Here is an 18,062-nt window from a genome sequence, read left to right as displayed (position 1 = left end):
GCATGTCATAATTGGGAATATTTTCTGGAATTTGCGGCAGGAATGGGCTATGATTCTTAGTAGGATAGTAAGGATAGTAATAATTTAAAGTTACAAGATGAGGTGAAATCATGAATAAAAGTGAAGAACTCTCCTTAATGAATATGATTCCTTTAAGAAATCAAATGGCTTCAGATGAGTATAAGTCTATGCCCCTGCAACAAAGCTCTGAGTATTCAAATGTCAAGCAGGATATAGACAATTTAATCCAAGAGATAAAAAATAAAATTTCTTCTTGCGATCCTTTAAAACTAATGAACTTCTTAGTTTCTATGTTCTATATGTCATTAATCAATAAAACTACTGAGTTCCAATATGAACTAGAGGACAACCAAACTACGAGAGCGTTGGAGTATGTCCAAAGTGTACTCGTATCCTCGGAAAGCAATTACACTCAACGTGATGATGAGGATGATGACTCTTCCAAGTACCATGAGATTCTTGCTGATATAATAGAATTACAAAATAAAATTATAGGCTTTTATTTTGTTTGGACTGCACATAAATTGGCGCAAGATGAGAATGCTGATATTGAAGTGTTGCAATATATAGTAGAATCTCAAATATCGCAATCTATAAAGGGTGACAGGTATCAATACTATCAGCATGAACATATAAAAGCTCTGATTCAGCCACATGATGCAGTAATAAATGAGTTGTTTCACATTTCTGCTGACGAATTTTTAGAAGGCTTAAATAAACTAGAACACTCTCTTTCCTCTGGGAAGGCGGAAGCATTTAATGAGTTCGGTAGAGTGTTTGAAAATCTTGATGCGTGGATTAGTTCTGGTAAGAGCGAGGACGATTACTTTGAAGAAATGAGGAGCAAGGATAACTCATTAAAGTGCGTAGAAGATATGTTTGGGTTCTCTCTTTACAATGTAAAAGCAGTTACTGGATGGAGTGACGATTTGATAAATAGTCTCTCATTGTCACTCAATGAAAACAAAACATTCTTTAGTGGTGAATTCGCAGGTTGGCCAATTACTGATTTGCCAGTGCATAAGAAACCTTTTATTAAAATAGAGAACACAAGCTACTGTTTTGATTATTATTCTTTGTTCGATAACATTTATAGAGTGATGCAAAAAACTATTAGAGAACTTAAACCAAGCTATGTTAATGATTGGTCGCACATTCAGCAACATGCTAGTGAAGTTATGGTAGAGAACTTAATGAAAAAGCTTCTACCTGGATGTCAGACATATAGAGATAATTATTATCCTAAAGGAAACTCGCTCAAGGATTGTGCAGAAAACGATATTTTGATTGTATATGATAATGTATTGCTAATTGTTGAAGTTAAAGCAGGATCTTTTGTATATACTCCTGCCATCACTGACTATGACGCACATGTTAAATCCTTTAAAGCACTAATTGAAAAAGCGGATTATCAATGTGAGAGAACTTTGAACTATATCGACTCCCATCCTTCGGCACTGATTTATGATAGGGAAAGAAACAAAAAAGTAGATTTGAACTTTTCCGATTTTTCTGATGTATTTACTGTGTGCGTTACTGTAGATAATTTTAATGAGTTTGCCGCAAAAGCAGAAAAGCTTAGCTTCATTAAACTTGGAAGTGATTCAATTTCCATATCAATAGATGATTTAAGAGTATATACCGATATATTTGAATCCCCACTCAACTTTTTACACTATTTTAAACAACGGAAGAAAGCAGTTCAAACATCACAACTTTCATTAAATGACGAGTTAGATCATCTTGGACTATATTTAGACCGAAATATGTATACTTTGGATGCAGAGGAACTTGAGTCTGAGGCCCAATTTGTGGCTATGGGATTTAGGGAAGGAATTGATAATTATTTTGCAAGTCTACATAATAAGAAGCTGAACTTTGAAAAACCGAGACAATACATTCCTAACAGGATTCAAGAAATCATTGATTATATGTCTCGTAATAATGTACCTCAGCGACATACTTTTTCTACGTTTTTATTGGATTGTGATTACCCTACCAGGGATAGCTTCGCAAATGCCATCGATTATTCTTTAGTTAGGCAAAGACAAATTAGTCGGATGAACCAAGTATCCACATATGGTGAGGTCAGATACTCTCTTTTCGTTCATCAACCTCAGATAACCGCAATGAGCGAGCAGGAGAGAATGAGCTATATTTTTGCTAATATGTTAATGCATAATGAGCGGGATCGACTATGTATTGATTTGTATTATGGAGATGATGATCAATTCATAAACGTTAAATTTAATATTGTAACATCATCTGAAATACCAGAAGATAGAATTGAAGAACTTAGAGTTTTAGGGGAGCACGTAGTTAAACAACGCACTGAAAAGTTCAAGGAACACAATGATAAAAAGAAGTTGGGGAGAAATGATCCTTGTCCTTGTGGTAGTGGCAAAAAGTATAAACGCTGTTGTATCGACAAAATCTAAAAGTGAATAGTCATTGTTAGCTGTGTGAATTCGAGGTTCTTCTTGAACTTGGCATCACTCAATTGTTTCAGCACATTCAGTTCCGGATTAACCAGTATAAAAATTTTAAGTTTTGGCTTTGAAGTATGAATAAGGGGGTTGTGTTTGCATGAGTGGAAATCCGGTTAAATCACTTTTGGGTATGAGAACTGCCGTTGAGATTAGAAAGCTACAACAGCTTTCTCCTCAGATAGTAAATTTGATAAATTCAATAATTCCACGAATTAACGAAAAAAATATGATCTCGAGCGAGTCTGCGGAATATCTTACAGATATTGATGATGCGCTTCGTGCATGTCAATATCACATGAGATAACTTCTCTTTAGGCTACGATTGGAAGAGATATTACTCTATCGTCCAGTTTGAGGAAATGCGGCGGTTGAAGTCGATGACTTACCATTAAGGTACGAGTTTGAAGCTTACATATCACGTATTAGAGTCACTTTAGATGTGATGGCAAAGTTTATATCTTCAATTATTTTGGTAAACAGAAAATTAGTACCAATGGTGAATGTTTAAGTTTTTGTTCACAATCCTCAAAATCAAAAAAATATTCTGAATTGACTTTGATTTATCTGAATAATGAGAATTGGATAAAGATACGAAAACCATATGCATGCTGCTATAAAGCATGATGGTGTGTTGCCTGGTTTCAAGTCATTTGAATATGAAGAAGGTCTTGCGAGTAATCCAAGCATCAATGGACTCACTGCAAATCATGTTTGCTTTAATTATTGGAAGCTTCCATTGAATATGATTGATGTAGTATTAAAATGCTTATTCAATCCTGAATAAGATCGTACACCTTTAAGCAAAGAGTAATTTGTATTCCAATAGGAGGGGAAGTCGTGGCGGGTTGGAAAGTTACTGCTAATGATATAAAGAACTGGACTGATATCGAAAAAAGAAGAGCTGAGGAGATTCTCCCTCTTCTAGTTAAAAAGCTTATTCATGCTTCATCACAGCCAATAGAAATAGATTTCCCTTCCGGCAACTCAGTTGCTACTCCAGGGTGGGATGGTGCTTTGGAAGTTGAGACAGGAAATGAATTTATCCCCGCGGGGAAGTCTGGCTGGGAGTTCGGGACAGATAGCGCAGTAAAAGGAAAAGCTGATGACGATTTTGAAAAGCGTTCGAATAATCCAACTCCATTTACAATGCAGGATACTACTTTTGTATTCGTAACTTCACGCCCGTGGACCAATTATAAGAGTTGGGTTGAAAATAAAAAGTTACTGGGTACGTGGAAAGACGTAAAGGGAATCAATGCTCAGGGTTTGGAAGATTGGCTTAACAAATGTCCAAGTGTGGAGCGTTGGTTTGCTGAGGTTATCGGAAAGCGTTCTTCTGATCTTCTGGATGTCGATTTAGCTTGGAGTAATCTTTCGAGCACTACTACAGTAAAGTTAACCACGGAATTTTTCTTATATGGGCGAGAAAATGAGCAAGAGCAACTCTTGAAATTACTAGAGGGCGCTGCCAATGTGTATAGAGTTAAATCAAGATCGAAGCTAGAAGCATATGCATTTTTATTATCTGTCATTACCAGTAAAGAAAGTTTAAAGTCTAGATGTCTCGTTGTCAATAATCAAACGGCTTGGGATTCTATTTCTTCAACTTACCAACAATTGATTTTAATTGCGCATGGGTTTCAACCAAATAATATAGGAGCAGCCAAGGATAAAGGTCATCATATTCTCTTGGCCATAGACGAGAAGGATACAAAAGATCCGTCAATAGTGCTGTCACAACAAGCAAGACTTATTCGACAGCAGGCCATTCAGAAGCTTGGATTTAATGAGCAGGCAGCTGTTCAAATATATCAAGACACCAAAGGATATCTCAAACCAGTACTGAGACATGAGATGATGGGGCCGATTGATTATATTGATCCAATTTGGCCACAAAATACTCCGGTAGATGTGTTGTTTGCAATGTTTTTTGCAACAGAATGGAATGAGGATAATGTAAATGATCAAGAAATACTGTCTAATTTATCCGGGAAACCGTATAGTGAATTAGAAAAGATAATAACTGAACTTTCAAAATCTGAAGATCCCCCAATTAGGAAAGTAGGTTCAATATGGCAAGTAATCTCGAAGTTCGACCTTTGGCTCACAATTGCTTCGTCCATTGCAAATCTATACCTTGCTAGGTTCGCAGATGCGATAAAAAAAGTCGTCACCGATATTGACCCTTCTTATGAATTGCCTGGTGAAGAACGCTACATGGCTAGTATTAAAGGGGCCATTCCCTGTTATTCTAGAAATTTAAAGCATGGGATCGCAGGTAGTATGACAATATTAGCTGTATATGGTGATGAATATAATGATCAACTTGGTACTGAAAACCCTTCAGGATTAGTTAATCATTGGGTGAAGGAATTGTTTCGAACTAATAATAATACTCCCTTCTGGTACTCTATAAACGACATTGTGAGAGCTATTGCTGAAGCAGCGCCAGAAGCTTTTTTAGATGCAGTTGATGATGGAAGTGCTGGTGACGAATCACCACTGCTCGGACTATTCAAATCTGAAAGTAGTGGCTCATTTGGGGGTTGCAATCATTCCGGACTATTATGGGCATTGGAGCTAGTCTCATGGAACAAACAATTTTTCGGAAGAGCAAGTATATGTTTAGCAAGATTATCGGAGATAGACCCTGGAGGAACATGGGGGAATCGGCCGTTTAATTCGTTGGTCCACATGTATCTAGGCTGGATTAATAATAGTACAGCAACTCATGATGAACGATTAACAGTACTGTCAAAAGTGCTGATCCCGCAATTTCCTGATATCGCGTGGAAATTGATGGTGCAGCTTATGTTTAGCAAAACTACTCACACATCTGGCTTGAACAAGCCAGAATACCGAGAGTGGTCAAACACTTTCGATAAAAGAACAACAGAAGTAGCTTATTTTGGATATGTGAATGCAATTGTAGACTTAATGATTGAAATGGCAGATTTCAAAATTGATGAAAGAGCGATTGATCTCATAGATAATGTCTCATCCTACACTGAAGTACAAAATCAAAAAATTATTTCTCTTTTATTAAATATAAAAGCTCAGTCACTTACAAGTGAATCAAGGAATATCATATTAACTAAACTAAGAGACACTATATCCCATCATCGAGAATTTCCTAATGCAAAGTGGTCTTGGTCTAAAAAAGTATTATCGAGCTTGGAAAAAGTGTTTCTTAATCTGGATTATAAAGATGTTATTAAAGCCAATTTGTATTTATTTGACGAACAGTGGCCCAAACTGATAAAGCCAATTAAAAGAGGCAAAGGCAAGTATGAGGAACGAGATGAACATATTAAAGCGATACGAATAGCCACGCTTCAAAGAATTTATGAAGAGCGCGGCGAGAGTGGGCTAATCGAGTTAATCAACATTTGTAAACTACCACGTATTGTCGGGGCAATTTCGTTTCATTCAAAAATCAAACAGATAGCAGAGAAATCTTCGTTAAACTGGCTAAATCGCAAAGATTCATTAAATGATTTTGCAATAGGCTACTTGTATTCTATGATCGACGAATCATACGATTATGCAAGGGGGATTTTGGAAAGCAATAACAGGTGGTCGGGTGAGAAAAAGGCTAAATTTCTGCTGTGCATGCCTGTTCATGTAGAAACATTGCAACTCGTGGAGAAGTTGAATCAAAGAGGCAAGAAATATTATTGGTCAAACTTGAATCAATATACACGTTCGAGAGAAATTGAAGTCGTTTCACAAATAGTGACTAAGCTCTTAGAATTTAATAGACCATTGGCTGCAGTTGATGTTCTCGGTCAACTTTTTTATGGTAATGGTGTAGATACAAGTAATTTAGATTGCAATTTAGTCGCTTCATTATTAATTCGAATTGCAACAAACCCAACAGATATTGACAAAATATCCTTGCAATATGTTAGAGATGATATTTCGAATGCTGTGGCTTTCCTTCAGGATTCTGGGGGTCTACCTGAACAAGAAATACGCCAAATTGAGTGGCTTTATCTTAAGATGTTCAGATTCGAAAATTTTACTCCCCGTTTCTTAATGAAGAGCGTCTCCGACGACCACAGTTTTTTTGTACAATTGGTCGTATGGACATATAAACGGAGAGTTGGGCAAGATCCCACTGAAGATATTGATGAAGTAATAAAAGAGCAGAGAGCTGAACTTGCCTCCGAGCTTCTAGAAATCATATCTATATTGCCTGGACAGTATGGTAATGATATTAATCAGTATAAGCTGACTGAATGGGTTAAAAGTGCGAGAACTGAATTAGCAGAAGCAGGACGTGCGGACATAGGAGACGATAGAATTGGTGCCTTTCTTGCTCGTTGTCCTGCCGGACTGGATGGGATTTGGCCTCATGAAGCTGTTCGATCAGTGATAGAATTTGTAAGGAGCGAGAAGCTTGATATATCCTTTCGAGTGAGTCATACAAATATGAGAGGAACCACAAGTCGCCATGCATACGATGGAGGTCAACAAGAACGGTATCTAGCTGAAAAATATAATACCGATGCTGAAGCGATTCAATTAATCTATCCAAGAACTGCAAAACTACTTCGTTCTATTGGGGAAAGTTATAGTAGATATGCTCAGTGGCATGACAGAGAAGTGGAGTTAAGGGATTATTAATAGTTTTAAAATAGAACAACCAAAGCTTCAAAGTCGTGGAATTGTGGGTGTGTAAATGACGATCGGTAGGAGAGCGCATCGCTAGCAGCGATGAGGTCAGGGGTTCGATCCGCCTATTCCCCATAGACTGGATAAGGGATTCTAGTTCCTAGTTGGCAGGTACGGCTCGTCTAAGAGCTATCATGTTGCTCTAAATATCATCCTGAAGCTGCTAAAAGAAAAACGAACGGCTTAGCAATGTGCGAGGTTTACTACGATAAGAGGTAATACTAGCTGCCTACGGTATTCCGTACAGTATGTAGCGTGACGACATGGATTTCGGCTTCGAGGAGTCGTTAATGCGCTGCTCTGAATTGCCTTCGAAAACTAACGCAAATACCTGTAACAACTACTGGAAGTACTTTATCCGAAAAATGTGGAAACAACGTAGATAACAAATAAGAACCCGTATTGATGCGTCGCTCAGGTTCTTATGCTTCGCTTCGATTTTTAAAGGGTATGATTTGATCGAATTTATTAGCGGCTTCCTTATCTGCTCTTAACAGAACATGGCCGTAGATATTCATGGTAGTTGTAATATTCGAGTGCCCCAAACGTTCCGATATAATTTTTGCATGAACACCCTGATTAATTAACAGCGTCGCCGAAGTATGCCTTAGATCGTGAAACTTGATGTATCTTAATTTGTGCTTTTTCAAGAAACCTCTGAACCACAAATAAGGGCTTTCAGGATAAAATGCCTTCCCATATTGGTTGAAAAAGACGAAGAAATGGTCATTATCTCGCGTTGCCTCAAGAGCATCCCATTGCTGATTACAATGCTCATAATACTCTTTTAGTTCTGCGCATACCGCATCGGATAAGCTAATAATTCGTTTAGATTTCTTTGTTTTTGGTTCTTTAATAACAGGACTGCCGTTAATGAAATCCGTAATACTTTGTACAACCCGGATTGTACCTTTTTCGAGGTTCACATTTCTCCATTCCAAGCCTACGAGTTCACCGCGTCGAAGTCCAGTCGTTAAGGCGAGAATAATCATCATACGCCAATGATAAGCTTCATTTTCTAATGCTTGAAATAGGGTCTGAATTTCTTCCTCATCATATACTTCACTTTCTTTATGCACCACTCTAGGCGCTTTCACATCTGCAACGGGGCTGCTTTTAATGACTCTCCACTCTACAGCTCGGTTAAATACATTTTTCAATACTCGATGGACCATCTCAATGCTTCCCGATGCCAGAGCTCCTTTTTTTCCATCTTTTCGGCTACCTTCTTTGTACAGATCACTTAGCAGTGAAACGATATGTAATGGTTTTATTTGGTCCAAACGAAGGTGGCCAATTATAGGGAGAATTCGGTTTTTTATAATTCTAAGATAAATGGATAAAGTTTTGAGTTCGAGTTCTTGTAATGCGTATTTTTTATGCCACTCTTCAACAAAATCTTGAAAAACCAGCTTCTCAGGGGCTATGTAAGTCCCAGCTTCTATTTCAATTTGAAATTTCGCAAGTTCGAGTTCAGCTTCCTTTTTTGTAAAACAGCGAACAGTTTTTCCATGGCGGATATATTTTCCTTTAGCGTCTTTTCCGGCGGTTACCGTTAATCTCCACGAGTTGGCTCCGCGTTTTTGTAAACTCCCCAAAATCCCACCTCCTTCAATCATTTCATTCCAATTATGCCCAATTTTATAGTTGAGATACTTGAATACAATTAGTTTGTATGTCGGATATACTGCTAGGCACCCAATGTAATCAAGTAAAGTCAGAAGATAATGCATTCTTCAGTTGTTATAGATGGTGCAAGTGAATGGCAACTCAAAAATATTGGCTTGCTATCAAAAATCAGTAGGCATGAATATATCACTATATTGATGTGCATCAGAATATCGGTTCGATATAACTAAACAAAGAGGACATTCCGATGACGGAAGACCTCTCATTTTTTTTATAACTCTTATTTTTCCCTAAAGTACTCTGTAATCAGATGTGTGAGCCTGTCGATTCTGGATTTTTCCGATATAGGAAAACCAAGAGTCCGAGTCTTTGTCTACACATCCAGCAAGAACAATGGATTTTTCCTTTTGCTAAACGACCATACTCGTGGTGTTTGACATTCCAGTGAAAATGTTTGATTAACTTGCGTTTACGATTAATAATTCGCTTCCGATAATGTCTGAATAAGCTCGATTTCGATTGGTACGAAAAGGTTTCACATCAATCACGCACCTTTGGCAGAGACTCAGCCTGTAAGAGCAAACCAAGGAAGGGCATACCACACCTTTTAGAGGCTAAGCATGAAGGAAACGTTGAGACTATGGTGGTAATACATCATATGACCTCACTTATCTAGCGTTTTATAGTTAGTTTCCGACTAATTATTAAAAATGCAATCTAGAGGGAATATGTTATTAGTGGAATTCCAACTTTGTCTTGTTGCTGGAGGATTTCTTCGCACGCTACCTAGTCATTATTACCTAAATAATTACTAGAATATAGCGACTTGGGATATACTTTTTTGCCGAATTTTGCTATTTTAATCATAGGTTCTATATCATATTAATTTTTGGAAGGTAAGGAACAATGACTGACTGGCGTGGTTAACACCTGGAGATATTATCTTTAACGAACAGTTACGTGCTATTTTTCAGTGTTCTCCACAAGGAGGAATGAGGAGATCCCTTAAGAAAAATGCCCTTATACTTATTTCAAATCATGTTGAATCAACTTATGATGATCGTTGGTTCTTCACTACACTGATATGGGAATGAAAGGCGATCAGAGCCTTGAGTTTATGCAAAACAAAACCCTTTATGAGTCTAAGAGCAATCTGGTGGATCTTTTCCTTTTTGAAGTCTTTAAGGAAAAACATTATACTTATCGCGGTAGAGTGGAATTAGCTCAAGGTCCATATCGTGAAGAACGATTAGATGAAAACAAAAATGTGAGAAACGTTTGGATATTTCCGTTGTAGGTGGAGATCGACACTTTCAACCCTCAGGGAATGTTGTTCAGGAAGCAAAGACGGCTCATGAGAGAAAAGCAAAGCGAATGTCGACAGATGATTTGAAAATGAGGGCAAAATATGCTCGGAAAACCTCTTCAAGAAGAGAAGGAAAGGTTACAAATTACTATCGAGATCCTTATGTATCAGAATATGCTAAGCGCCGCGCTAACGGGGATTGCCAGTTATGCGAGCAACGAGCCCCATTTTATAATATGCAAGGCGAGCCTTACCTAGAAACGCATCATGTAATATGGCTCGCTAGAGGCAGTGAAGACAGTATCGAAAACACGGTTGCTCTCTGTCCTAACTGTCACAAGAAAATGCATGTTCTAGACTTACCGGTTGATGTTACTAAGCTCACAAATATGGCAAAGGAGGAATTACCTCGTGAAGCAAATTGATGTTGTCGGTGCTGTCATTGTTAATGATAAAGATGAAATCTTATGTGCGCTGAGGTCTCAGAAAATGTCTTTGCCGGGTCTTTGGGAGTTTCCGGGAGGAAAGATCGAGCAAGGGGAAGAAGCTACATCAGCTCTTGTGAGAGAAATAAACGAAGAGTTACTCTGTGCAATCGAAATTGGAGAATTGATTGCTGATATTACTCACGAGTATCCGAACATCAAAGTTCGGTTAATGACTTATTTTGCAAAAATTATTTCGGGAAAGCCGGTAGCAACAGAGCACGAGAAGTTACAATGGTTTTCGAGTAATAAGCTGGCAGAACTAGATTGGGCACCGGCAGACATTCCAACTGTGCATAAACTATGTAGTAAGAGTCAAATCTAACGGAGGATCACTTATGAAGTTCGGACACGTCACAGTGGCCGTATGGGTTACCACAGCGATAATGACATATAATGAATATTGCCGCGGCAAACAAAAAAATTCGTTAGAAACAAAAAGCTTTTATTTTAAACAACCTAACATTCTAAAATATTTATAAGTATGAAGTTCAGAATGCTAGGACATCTCAGTGGTATAACGCGGATCATCCGGGGAAAATACATAATTTTTTGCGTGGTTAGGGGGCCTTCAGGAGGTTTTGGAGAGATTAAAGAGATACCTGATACTCTTAATCATGAAGAAGTTGTGGACACTGATATCGATCCCAAAACTTTATATGAATTAATTGAATTTGTTAATACCGAATATGTTTAGTTGATAACGAAAGAATTCAAGTGTGAAGCCCGACATAAAATTTAAAGAAATTCTAGAATTTTTAAACGATCGTGGTGGAGAGTATTATAAGGATTCAGAGAAAATAGATGACGATACTTTAAAAAATTCCATGATTGTTTTACGAGACTTAGGTCGGGAGCAAGTAAAAGAGTTTGTAAAGTTAGGTACTTATCTTATGTCCCTTGGATTAAGGAAGAGGGTACTACTTCGAAATGGTTAGATGGCAGTGGTAACGGGATCCGCAACGATTACTAGACTCACTAAGGGAAGACCAGGATTTGAGTATAAGAAATGTTCTGAAGTATCGTGATGGTGTTCGGGGCAGTATACTTTTTGGCTTGTACTCAGAAATCAAAGATTAAGATATTTGCACGTTAATTGCACTGTCACGACATTATATTAGAGTTTTCATTAGTTCGGGTTCTGCTTGAAACATTTTGTACAATTAGGGATAGTATCAAGTATCAAGTAGGTGATAAATATATAATTTTATGCTTTCTAACATTTTTAGACTTCAATCTCATGTTATAATATATTATCTAATATATGAGATTATAAAAGTGGGGAATACGTGTTGAGTACACAGGATCGAAAAATCGGTTTTTATGGATTACAGTTTGAGAAATATAACGATCGTGAATTATTTTTCGACAGGGTATTGTTTAAAGACTTTATTGAAAATGTTCTACTCAGGCCAACAAATGAACAAATGATTAATATACACCGGCACAATAAAGCTATTACAATTGATAAATACGCAATTACAGAGTATTACGCTGATTTTTTAATTAGAATAGTTTATAAATCATGTAAATACAATCACAACCCTGATTACATGTCTAGTTTAGATGGGACTGAAAGAGAAAGTGATAAGAAACCCTTTGAAGGTGAAAAGGAGAAGACGCACCTTTGTATTCGGATCTCAACATATGAGGCAGAATTAATCCTAGAAGAGCGTAGGAGTGGCGTCTCGATAAATGAAATTGTAAATTATCTTAACAAAATGTTGCGAAAGTATCTCATTAATAAGAATCTCCCAAAGAATTTCAAAATCAAATATGGAATTGTTCCCTCTAAAAATTTTCTTGAGATACTAAAGACAATGAAGGACGTCAAAATAGCTGAATTACATACCAACAAATTTATGATAGGTAGTGAAGCAATGAACTTACTTGAACATGAGGATAAATCTATGAAGGATGATATTGTTATTACAATGAAAGCCTTCGCAAAAGAATCATTGCTAAAACGAAATATTTCAAAGCTATATAGTTCACTAACGACAACTCAAAGTAAAATAAGTAGAATAAGATTATACGGACATGACCAGGAGGGGAAATTTATTAGACTTGATACAGATAACTCAAGAAAAATGCAATATATCGAGGTAAGTCTAGATGCGAATGGAACTGTGAACACAGATTCAATATTTGAAAAAATGTATGCCCTACTTGGTATCAACGAGGAAAATAAATGATTGGCAAAATGGTATATGGAGAATGGTTAGTACCCGTTGTAGACTATTATAGCATTTTAAAGAGCAATGAAAGAAATTATGAAATTATGATCCCCCTTGTTGTTTCACTAATAACAATAATTTCATATCACTTTTGGGGAGATACGTTAAGAGCTTTATTAAAATTAAGAGATATCTTGCCTAATGCACTTGCTATATTGATTGGTTTTACAGTATCGTGTATTACTATTTTAGTTACAAGTAATAGTGACTCAGTCAAAATCATGAAAGAAACAAATACTAAGGATAGATATATTCGTAATAGTCTTATTTCCATATTCCAATGGTTATTTACTAATTTCGTTTATATTTTAATTATCCAAGTATTCTTGCTTGCTTTCATTTTTTTTGTTTCATTTATTCTGCAATTTTTTAAGAATAGTCTCGTCCTTCATTTAGCTTTAATGATTGAGGTTTTTTTATTACTTCATATATTGTTGCTTATTATCAGGAATATAACTAATTTTTATTTTATATTTTTCGTTAATAAACTTTAAATTTAATGATTCTTCATCGGAGACCGGGAGTGGACTAATATGGCAACGAGAGAGTACGACCATCTAAATAAAGAAGAACTAATTGCGTTACTTAAAAAGAGAGATGCAACTAGAAAATTAGGACTTGTTTGGGAAAGAGACGAAATAGAACACGAGAGAGTACTAAATGATGATTTCGTTATCCTAGAATATAATGATGACCACTCAACAGGATTTCCACCATTTGAGAATATAATTATTGAAGGGGATAATTTTGATGTTTTACGATATTTGCATATTGCATATAAAGGTCGTATTAAGTGTATTTATATAGACCCTCCGTATAATACAGGAAATAAAGACTTCATTTATAACGATCGGTTTATTCAGAAGGATGACGCATATAGACACTCTATGTGGCTAGAGTTCCTCTATAGGAGATTAGTTTTAGCGAGAGATTTATTGTCATCGGACGGTGTATTATTAGTTTCAATAAATGATGAAAATCGTGCAAAACTTGAGTTGTTGCTAGATCAGATTTTTCCATCCATGAGATTAGGTTCTTTTACATGGAGAACTAAAGATACTGGAAATGATGCAGGCGCAAGATTTAGCCAAGTACATGAACATATACTTGTTTATGGGAAAAAAGATTTTAAATTTAATGGTAAACCCAGTGACCAATCAAAATTTCGAAATCCTGATAATGATCCGGAAGGAATTTGGGCACCAAGACCACTAACAAAATCACATTCATTTAGAGAAAGAGAAAACACATACTATCCAATTCAGAATCCTAAAACTGGCTATTGGTATCCTTGTGACCCCGATAATGTTTGGCGATATGCAACAAAAAAGAACATTAAACCAGGTCAAAAGCTACGCGCAGAACCAATTGAGGATTTAATCGATAAGGGGTTAATTTATTTCCCACCTTGTAAACCAAAAGAGATTAAATTTTATAATTCTAAAGAAGAACTCCTAAGTGCTATCAAAAATGGTGAAGGACCCGTTCTACCTAAGAAGAAAACACCTTTATTACGTGAAGACCTACCAGATTTAGACTTTTGGGTTGGAAAACCAATTGCTCCAGGCAGACCATCTTTAAAAGATTATTGGAAAAACAGGCCTGAAGAAGAAAGGATAGCACCTGTCGGAAGTTGGGTTGCAGGGATAAACGAAGAAGTTATGTTCGATTATTCAGATCTGGATGATGATATAGAGATCATGCGAAGCCCCCGCGGTGGAGTAGGATCTGACACATTAATTGAGATATTAGGTGTAAAATCATTTAACCATCCAAAACCTGTAGAACTTATAAAACACCTTGTAAGACAATCCACAACTAACGATAGTATAGTCCTAGACTTCTTTGCAGGATCGGGAACAACAGCTCAAGCTGTATTAGAGTTAAATGAAGAAGATGGTTTGCAAAGAAGATTCATTTTAGTATCTAGTACTGAAGCAAATGAAAATGATTTAAATAAGAACTTGTGTAGAGACGTTTGTGCAGAACGTGTGAGACGTGTAATAAATGGGTATGGGAAAAATACTGGAGTTGGTGGTAATTTTGCCTATATGAAAGCAACAAGAGTTAAGTGCGAAACTTTACTTATAGATATTCAACATGATCAAATATGGTTTGCGGTTCAACAGCTACATGCTAATGTCATAACTCCATTTGTAGAAAATGATGATTTTCAAATATTAACTGGCAGTTCAAATGGGATTGACATTATGTATATTCCTACATTAAACGATGTGGTTCTCGACAATTTAGTCATCTTTATAAACGCATCAAGTAGACCGTTAATAGTATACTCATGGCAAATTGGAATACTGAAACAGCATATTCAAGGACATAATGTTGTCTTTGAGAAAATACCAGATTATTTAATTGAAAGATTCGGGAGGTACAAGGATCTATGAATGATCTAAAAACGTACGGTACTGTCTTAAAAAGATTTCAAATAGATGCCGTAAATAATGGAACTGCAGTTTTGAAAACATGTTTAACTGAATTAGGAAAATTAAAAAAAACAAGCAACTCATATACTAGCAACCGAAAATTAGTTATTTCAGATGCAGGATCATTATTATTTGAAGCTCCAACTGGTTCTGGTAAAACACTGATGGCAGGACATATAGTTGAGAAAATAACCCTATTTTGTAAATCAAAGGGACTTCCGGGTATTATATGGTTCTGGTTTGCTCCATATACAGGATTGATCGATCAAGCTATTAGAACTATAAATACTGAGTTTGTAACGTTATGTCCTAAGAACCCGTCATTCGAAAGAGATGTAGAGAGCTTAAAATCGGGAGATGTATTTGTTACTACTTGGGCAAGTGTAGCAGTTATTAACGAAGCTAGTCGAAAAGCTCGAAAAGAAACTGAGCTAATGCCATCTATAGATCAACTAATTGAATATGCCAAAGCCAAGGGATATTACATTGGTGCGGTTGTTGACGAAGCGCACCACAGCTTTAGGGGACAGACCCAAGCTTTTGATTTCTATAATAAAATTCTATCGCCAGAGCTAACAATACTAATAACTGCTACCCCGAGAGATAAAGACATTGATTCATTTAAGAAAGAAACATCAATTCTAAACCTTCGGAAAATTACTGTTTCTAGGCAACAAGCGATAGAAGATAATCTAATTAAAGAAGGCGTAAAAGTTGCTGTATTTAAAGTTCCATCTGATTTGGAGAGTTTAATTGATTTTAAACTTACCGCTTTAAAACAAGGTGTGGCAACACACCAAAAGATAAAGGAAAAGTTGTCAGCGTCTGGACAGGCAATGGTGCCATTGATGTTAGTCCAGGTCGACTCAGACCCTAATTCTGTTGAACAGACCATTCACTGGTTAAAGGGAATGGGGTTTAGAACAGACGGCAATGATCGATTAATTAGAGTGCACACAGCAGATGAACCTGATCGCTACTTATCAGCAATCGCAGCTGATGAATCAGTAGAAGTGTTAATTTTTAAAATGGCTGTCGCTACTGGATTTGATGCCCCAAGAGCCTTTACGTTAGTGTCCTTTAGAACAAGTAGGGACGAAGATTTTGGTGTTCAGATTGTTGGGAGGATTCTTAGAGTTGATCGAAGATTACAAAATATTCCCAATCTGATGCCAGAACTAAATTATGGGTATGTTTTTCTTTCTGATAATTCTAATCAAACTGGGTTAACAAACGCAGCTCAGCGCATTAACCAAGTAAAAACTGAACTGGCTCCTGTAGCTTCAAATGTTAAAATAATAGATGTTGATTACAGCCAATTAGAAATGAATATTACAAATACTGTAAATTTATATACGGATTCTAAATCTGAACAAGATACAATTGATATTAAATTGACAATTCCCCAAAATGTTACAAGTGCAGATAATTATGATGATTTCTTAGATACAAAGAATAGTCTAATTCAAGAGAGTCTTTTTAGTGAGTGGGGCTTTATTGATGTTGCAAATGAAGAAACAAATTCCCAGAATTCAAATGATAAAAAACATAAAGGTCACTTTAGGTATGATTTTAACACTTCTCTCGGTGTGCCAACAACCTTTAAAAAAGCTGTTTTGTCAGTTAATAATATTGACATTGTTAGACAAATAGTTGGACGTTTTAGATTTGACGAAAAAGCTCTTTTGGTTGCACAGCAAAACGCAACTTCTATAATAAAAGAGGAAGTAGAAATATTTGGAAACAAAAAAGAAAGGCCAGAAGAAATTAGAGCTGATCTAGCTCAAAAAGAAATAGACGCAAAAGCTCAGTTAGTTTTACTTACAGCAGATGATCTTGATGTTGTCAATATACGTGAATTACACACAGCATTAGGGCAACAATTGTATAAAGAAGCAGAGCGAAGAGGAATTGACCATTTATTTAACACTGAAGAAAAATTAAGAGATGGATTACATAAAATATTGGCATTAAGACCAGAGCAACTACGAAGATCTATCTCAGAAACAGTATCACAATATACTATAAGTAAAGATGCAGAAGAAATTCCCAGGTTTATTTTTTCTTTTGAGCCTTTGGAACCTGCCAGATTAAATATTTATGGGGTTTTCCCGAGTGATCTCAATTCATGGGAAAGACCATTTGCTGAATATCTAGACAATGATGTTTCAGGAACCATTTTATGGTGGCACAGAAATCCAGTTCGAAAGCCGTTTTCTGTATCAATTCCACTTCCTGGCCAACCTGATTTTTACCCAGATTTTATTGTTGGGGTTGAAGGGAGATCCCGCGGTAATGGAATGTTGTTAATTGAGACCAAGAGAATAATCAATGATCAAGAAAGAAATGCACTGGTAAAAGCACAAGCAGAGCATCCTGATTATGCCAAAGTGATGATGACATATTGGGATGAGCAACGTGAATGGAGAGTTGTTGAGTATAGTTCTACAGAAGATAGGAATTATCTAGACAGATTATTACGAACAGAACTTCTAGTAACATACTAGTTAAAGTTATTATCAGCATATACAGCCTTTCAAAAGTTCGGTCAAAAAGTGGAATCTAAATGGATTTATCCAAATTTATAAATAATATGAAGAACGACTGAATCCAAGAAGATAGATTGAATCGATGAACGAAAACGAAAAAAAATAATAATGAATCTCTCTCTTTTGAGGTTCATTTTTTCACTATTGGACTACTTCACAAAAGGTACATTTTGTACAGAATCTACGATAATCTTTCATAGTGAAAAGAGATGATGGGGTACGATCCGG

At 36.3% G+C, this 18,062-nt stretch carries 9 protein-coding genes and 1 pseudogene; 9 read left to right on the top strand and 1 reads right to left on the bottom strand.

Translation table 11 applies throughout. From position 1 onward, the window contains the following. The first annotated feature begins 110 nt into the window (after positions 1 to 110). The 3 genes and pseudogenes from ACFQ88_RS23440 to ACFQ88_RS23430 all read left to right on the top strand — a co-directional run. Complete coding sequence (locus tag ACFQ88_RS23440) at positions 111 to 2,459, top strand: SEC-C metal-binding domain-containing protein (protein WP_379457302.1); 2,349 nt, start codon at positions 111 to 113, stop codon at positions 2,457 to 2,459. A gap of 888 nt (positions 2,460 to 3,347) precedes the next feature. Continuing rightward, positions 3,348 to 7,139: a hypothetical protein gene (locus ACFQ88_RS23435; RefSeq protein WP_379457300.1), complete on the top strand. Its 3,792-nt coding sequence runs from the start codon at positions 3,348 to 3,350 to the stop codon at positions 7,137 to 7,139. Positions 7,140 to 7,284: 145 nt separating this feature from the next. Further along, positions 7,285 to 7,371, top strand: a pseudogene (locus ACFQ88_RS23430) (phage terminase large subunit); the annotation flags it as partial. 238 nt (positions 7,372 to 7,609) lie between these two features. Here the strand turns inward: ACFQ88_RS23430 and ACFQ88_RS23425 are convergent. After that, positions 7,610 to 8,785, bottom strand: a complete 1,176-nt coding sequence (locus ACFQ88_RS23425) for a tyrosine-type recombinase/integrase (RefSeq protein ID WP_379457298.1) — start codon at positions 8,783 to 8,785, stop codon at positions 7,610 to 7,612. A 1,309-nt stretch (positions 8,786 to 10,094) separates the two neighbouring features. Here ACFQ88_RS23425 and ACFQ88_RS23420 point away from each other — a divergent pair. The 6 genes from ACFQ88_RS23420 to ACFQ88_RS23395 all read left to right on the top strand — a co-directional run bounded on the left by ACFQ88_RS23420 (position 10,095) and on the right by ACFQ88_RS23395 (position 17,792). Then, the gene (locus ACFQ88_RS23420; RefSeq protein ID WP_379457296.1) at positions 10,095 to 10,547 is read left to right on the top strand and encodes an HNH endonuclease; all 453 of its coding nucleotides are present in this window, start codon (positions 10,095 to 10,097) and stop codon (positions 10,545 to 10,547) included. Continuing rightward, positions 10,534 to 10,932, top strand: a complete 399-nt coding sequence (locus ACFQ88_RS23415; protein WP_379457293.1) for a (deoxy)nucleoside triphosphate pyrophosphohydrolase — start codon at positions 10,534 to 10,536, stop codon at positions 10,930 to 10,932. Before ACFQ88_RS23420 ends, ACFQ88_RS23415 begins: the two co-directional genes overlap by 14 nt. Positions 10,933 to 11,899: 967 nt before the next feature. Further along, positions 11,900 to 12,802 carry a hypothetical protein gene (locus tag ACFQ88_RS23410; RefSeq protein WP_379457291.1) on the top strand — a complete coding sequence of 301 codons (903 nt, stop codon included), beginning with the start codon at positions 11,900 to 11,902 and terminating at the stop codon, positions 12,800 to 12,802. Next, positions 12,799 to 13,338, top strand: coding sequence for a hypothetical protein (locus tag ACFQ88_RS23405; protein ID WP_379457289.1), 540 nt, complete (start codon positions 12,799 to 12,801; stop codon positions 13,336 to 13,338). Before ACFQ88_RS23410 ends, ACFQ88_RS23405 begins: the two co-directional genes overlap by 4 nt. A gap of 39 nt (positions 13,339 to 13,377) precedes the next feature. Next, entirely contained in the window at positions 13,378 to 15,246 is a 1,869-nt protein-coding gene (locus tag ACFQ88_RS23400; RefSeq protein WP_379457287.1) for a site-specific DNA-methyltransferase, read from the top strand. Continuing rightward, on the top strand, positions 15,243 to 17,792 hold the full coding sequence (locus tag ACFQ88_RS23395; RefSeq protein ID WP_379457285.1) for a DEAD/DEAH box helicase: 2,550 nt from the start codon (positions 15,243 to 15,245) through the stop codon (positions 17,790 to 17,792). Before ACFQ88_RS23400 ends, ACFQ88_RS23395 begins: the two co-directional genes overlap by 4 nt. Positions 17,793 to 18,062: the final 270 nt, after the last annotated feature.

This window comes from Paenibacillus sp. NPDC056579 (assembly GCF_042793215.1).
Taxonomy (GTDB): domain Bacteria; phylum Bacillota; class Bacilli; order Paenibacillales; family NBRC-103111; genus Paenibacillus_S.
The sequence above is the reverse complement of the archived record's forward strand: the minus strand, read 5'-3'. Positions and strand labels throughout refer to the sequence as shown.

Coding starts and splice junctions, on each gene's coding strand:
- ACFQ88_RS23440 (WP_379457302.1), top strand. CDS start 111: ATGAATAAAAGTGAAGAACTCTCCTTAATGAATATGATTCCTTTAAGA.
- ACFQ88_RS23405 (WP_379457289.1), top strand. CDS start 12,799: ATGATTGGCAAAATGGTATATGGAGAATGGTTAGTACCCGTTGTAGAC.
- ACFQ88_RS23400 (WP_379457287.1), top strand. CDS start 13,378: ATGGCAACGAGAGAGTACGACCATCTAAATAAAGAAGAACTAATTGCG.
- ACFQ88_RS23395 (WP_379457285.1), top strand. CDS start 15,243: ATGAATGATCTAAAAACGTACGGTACTGTCTTAAAAAGATTTCAAATA.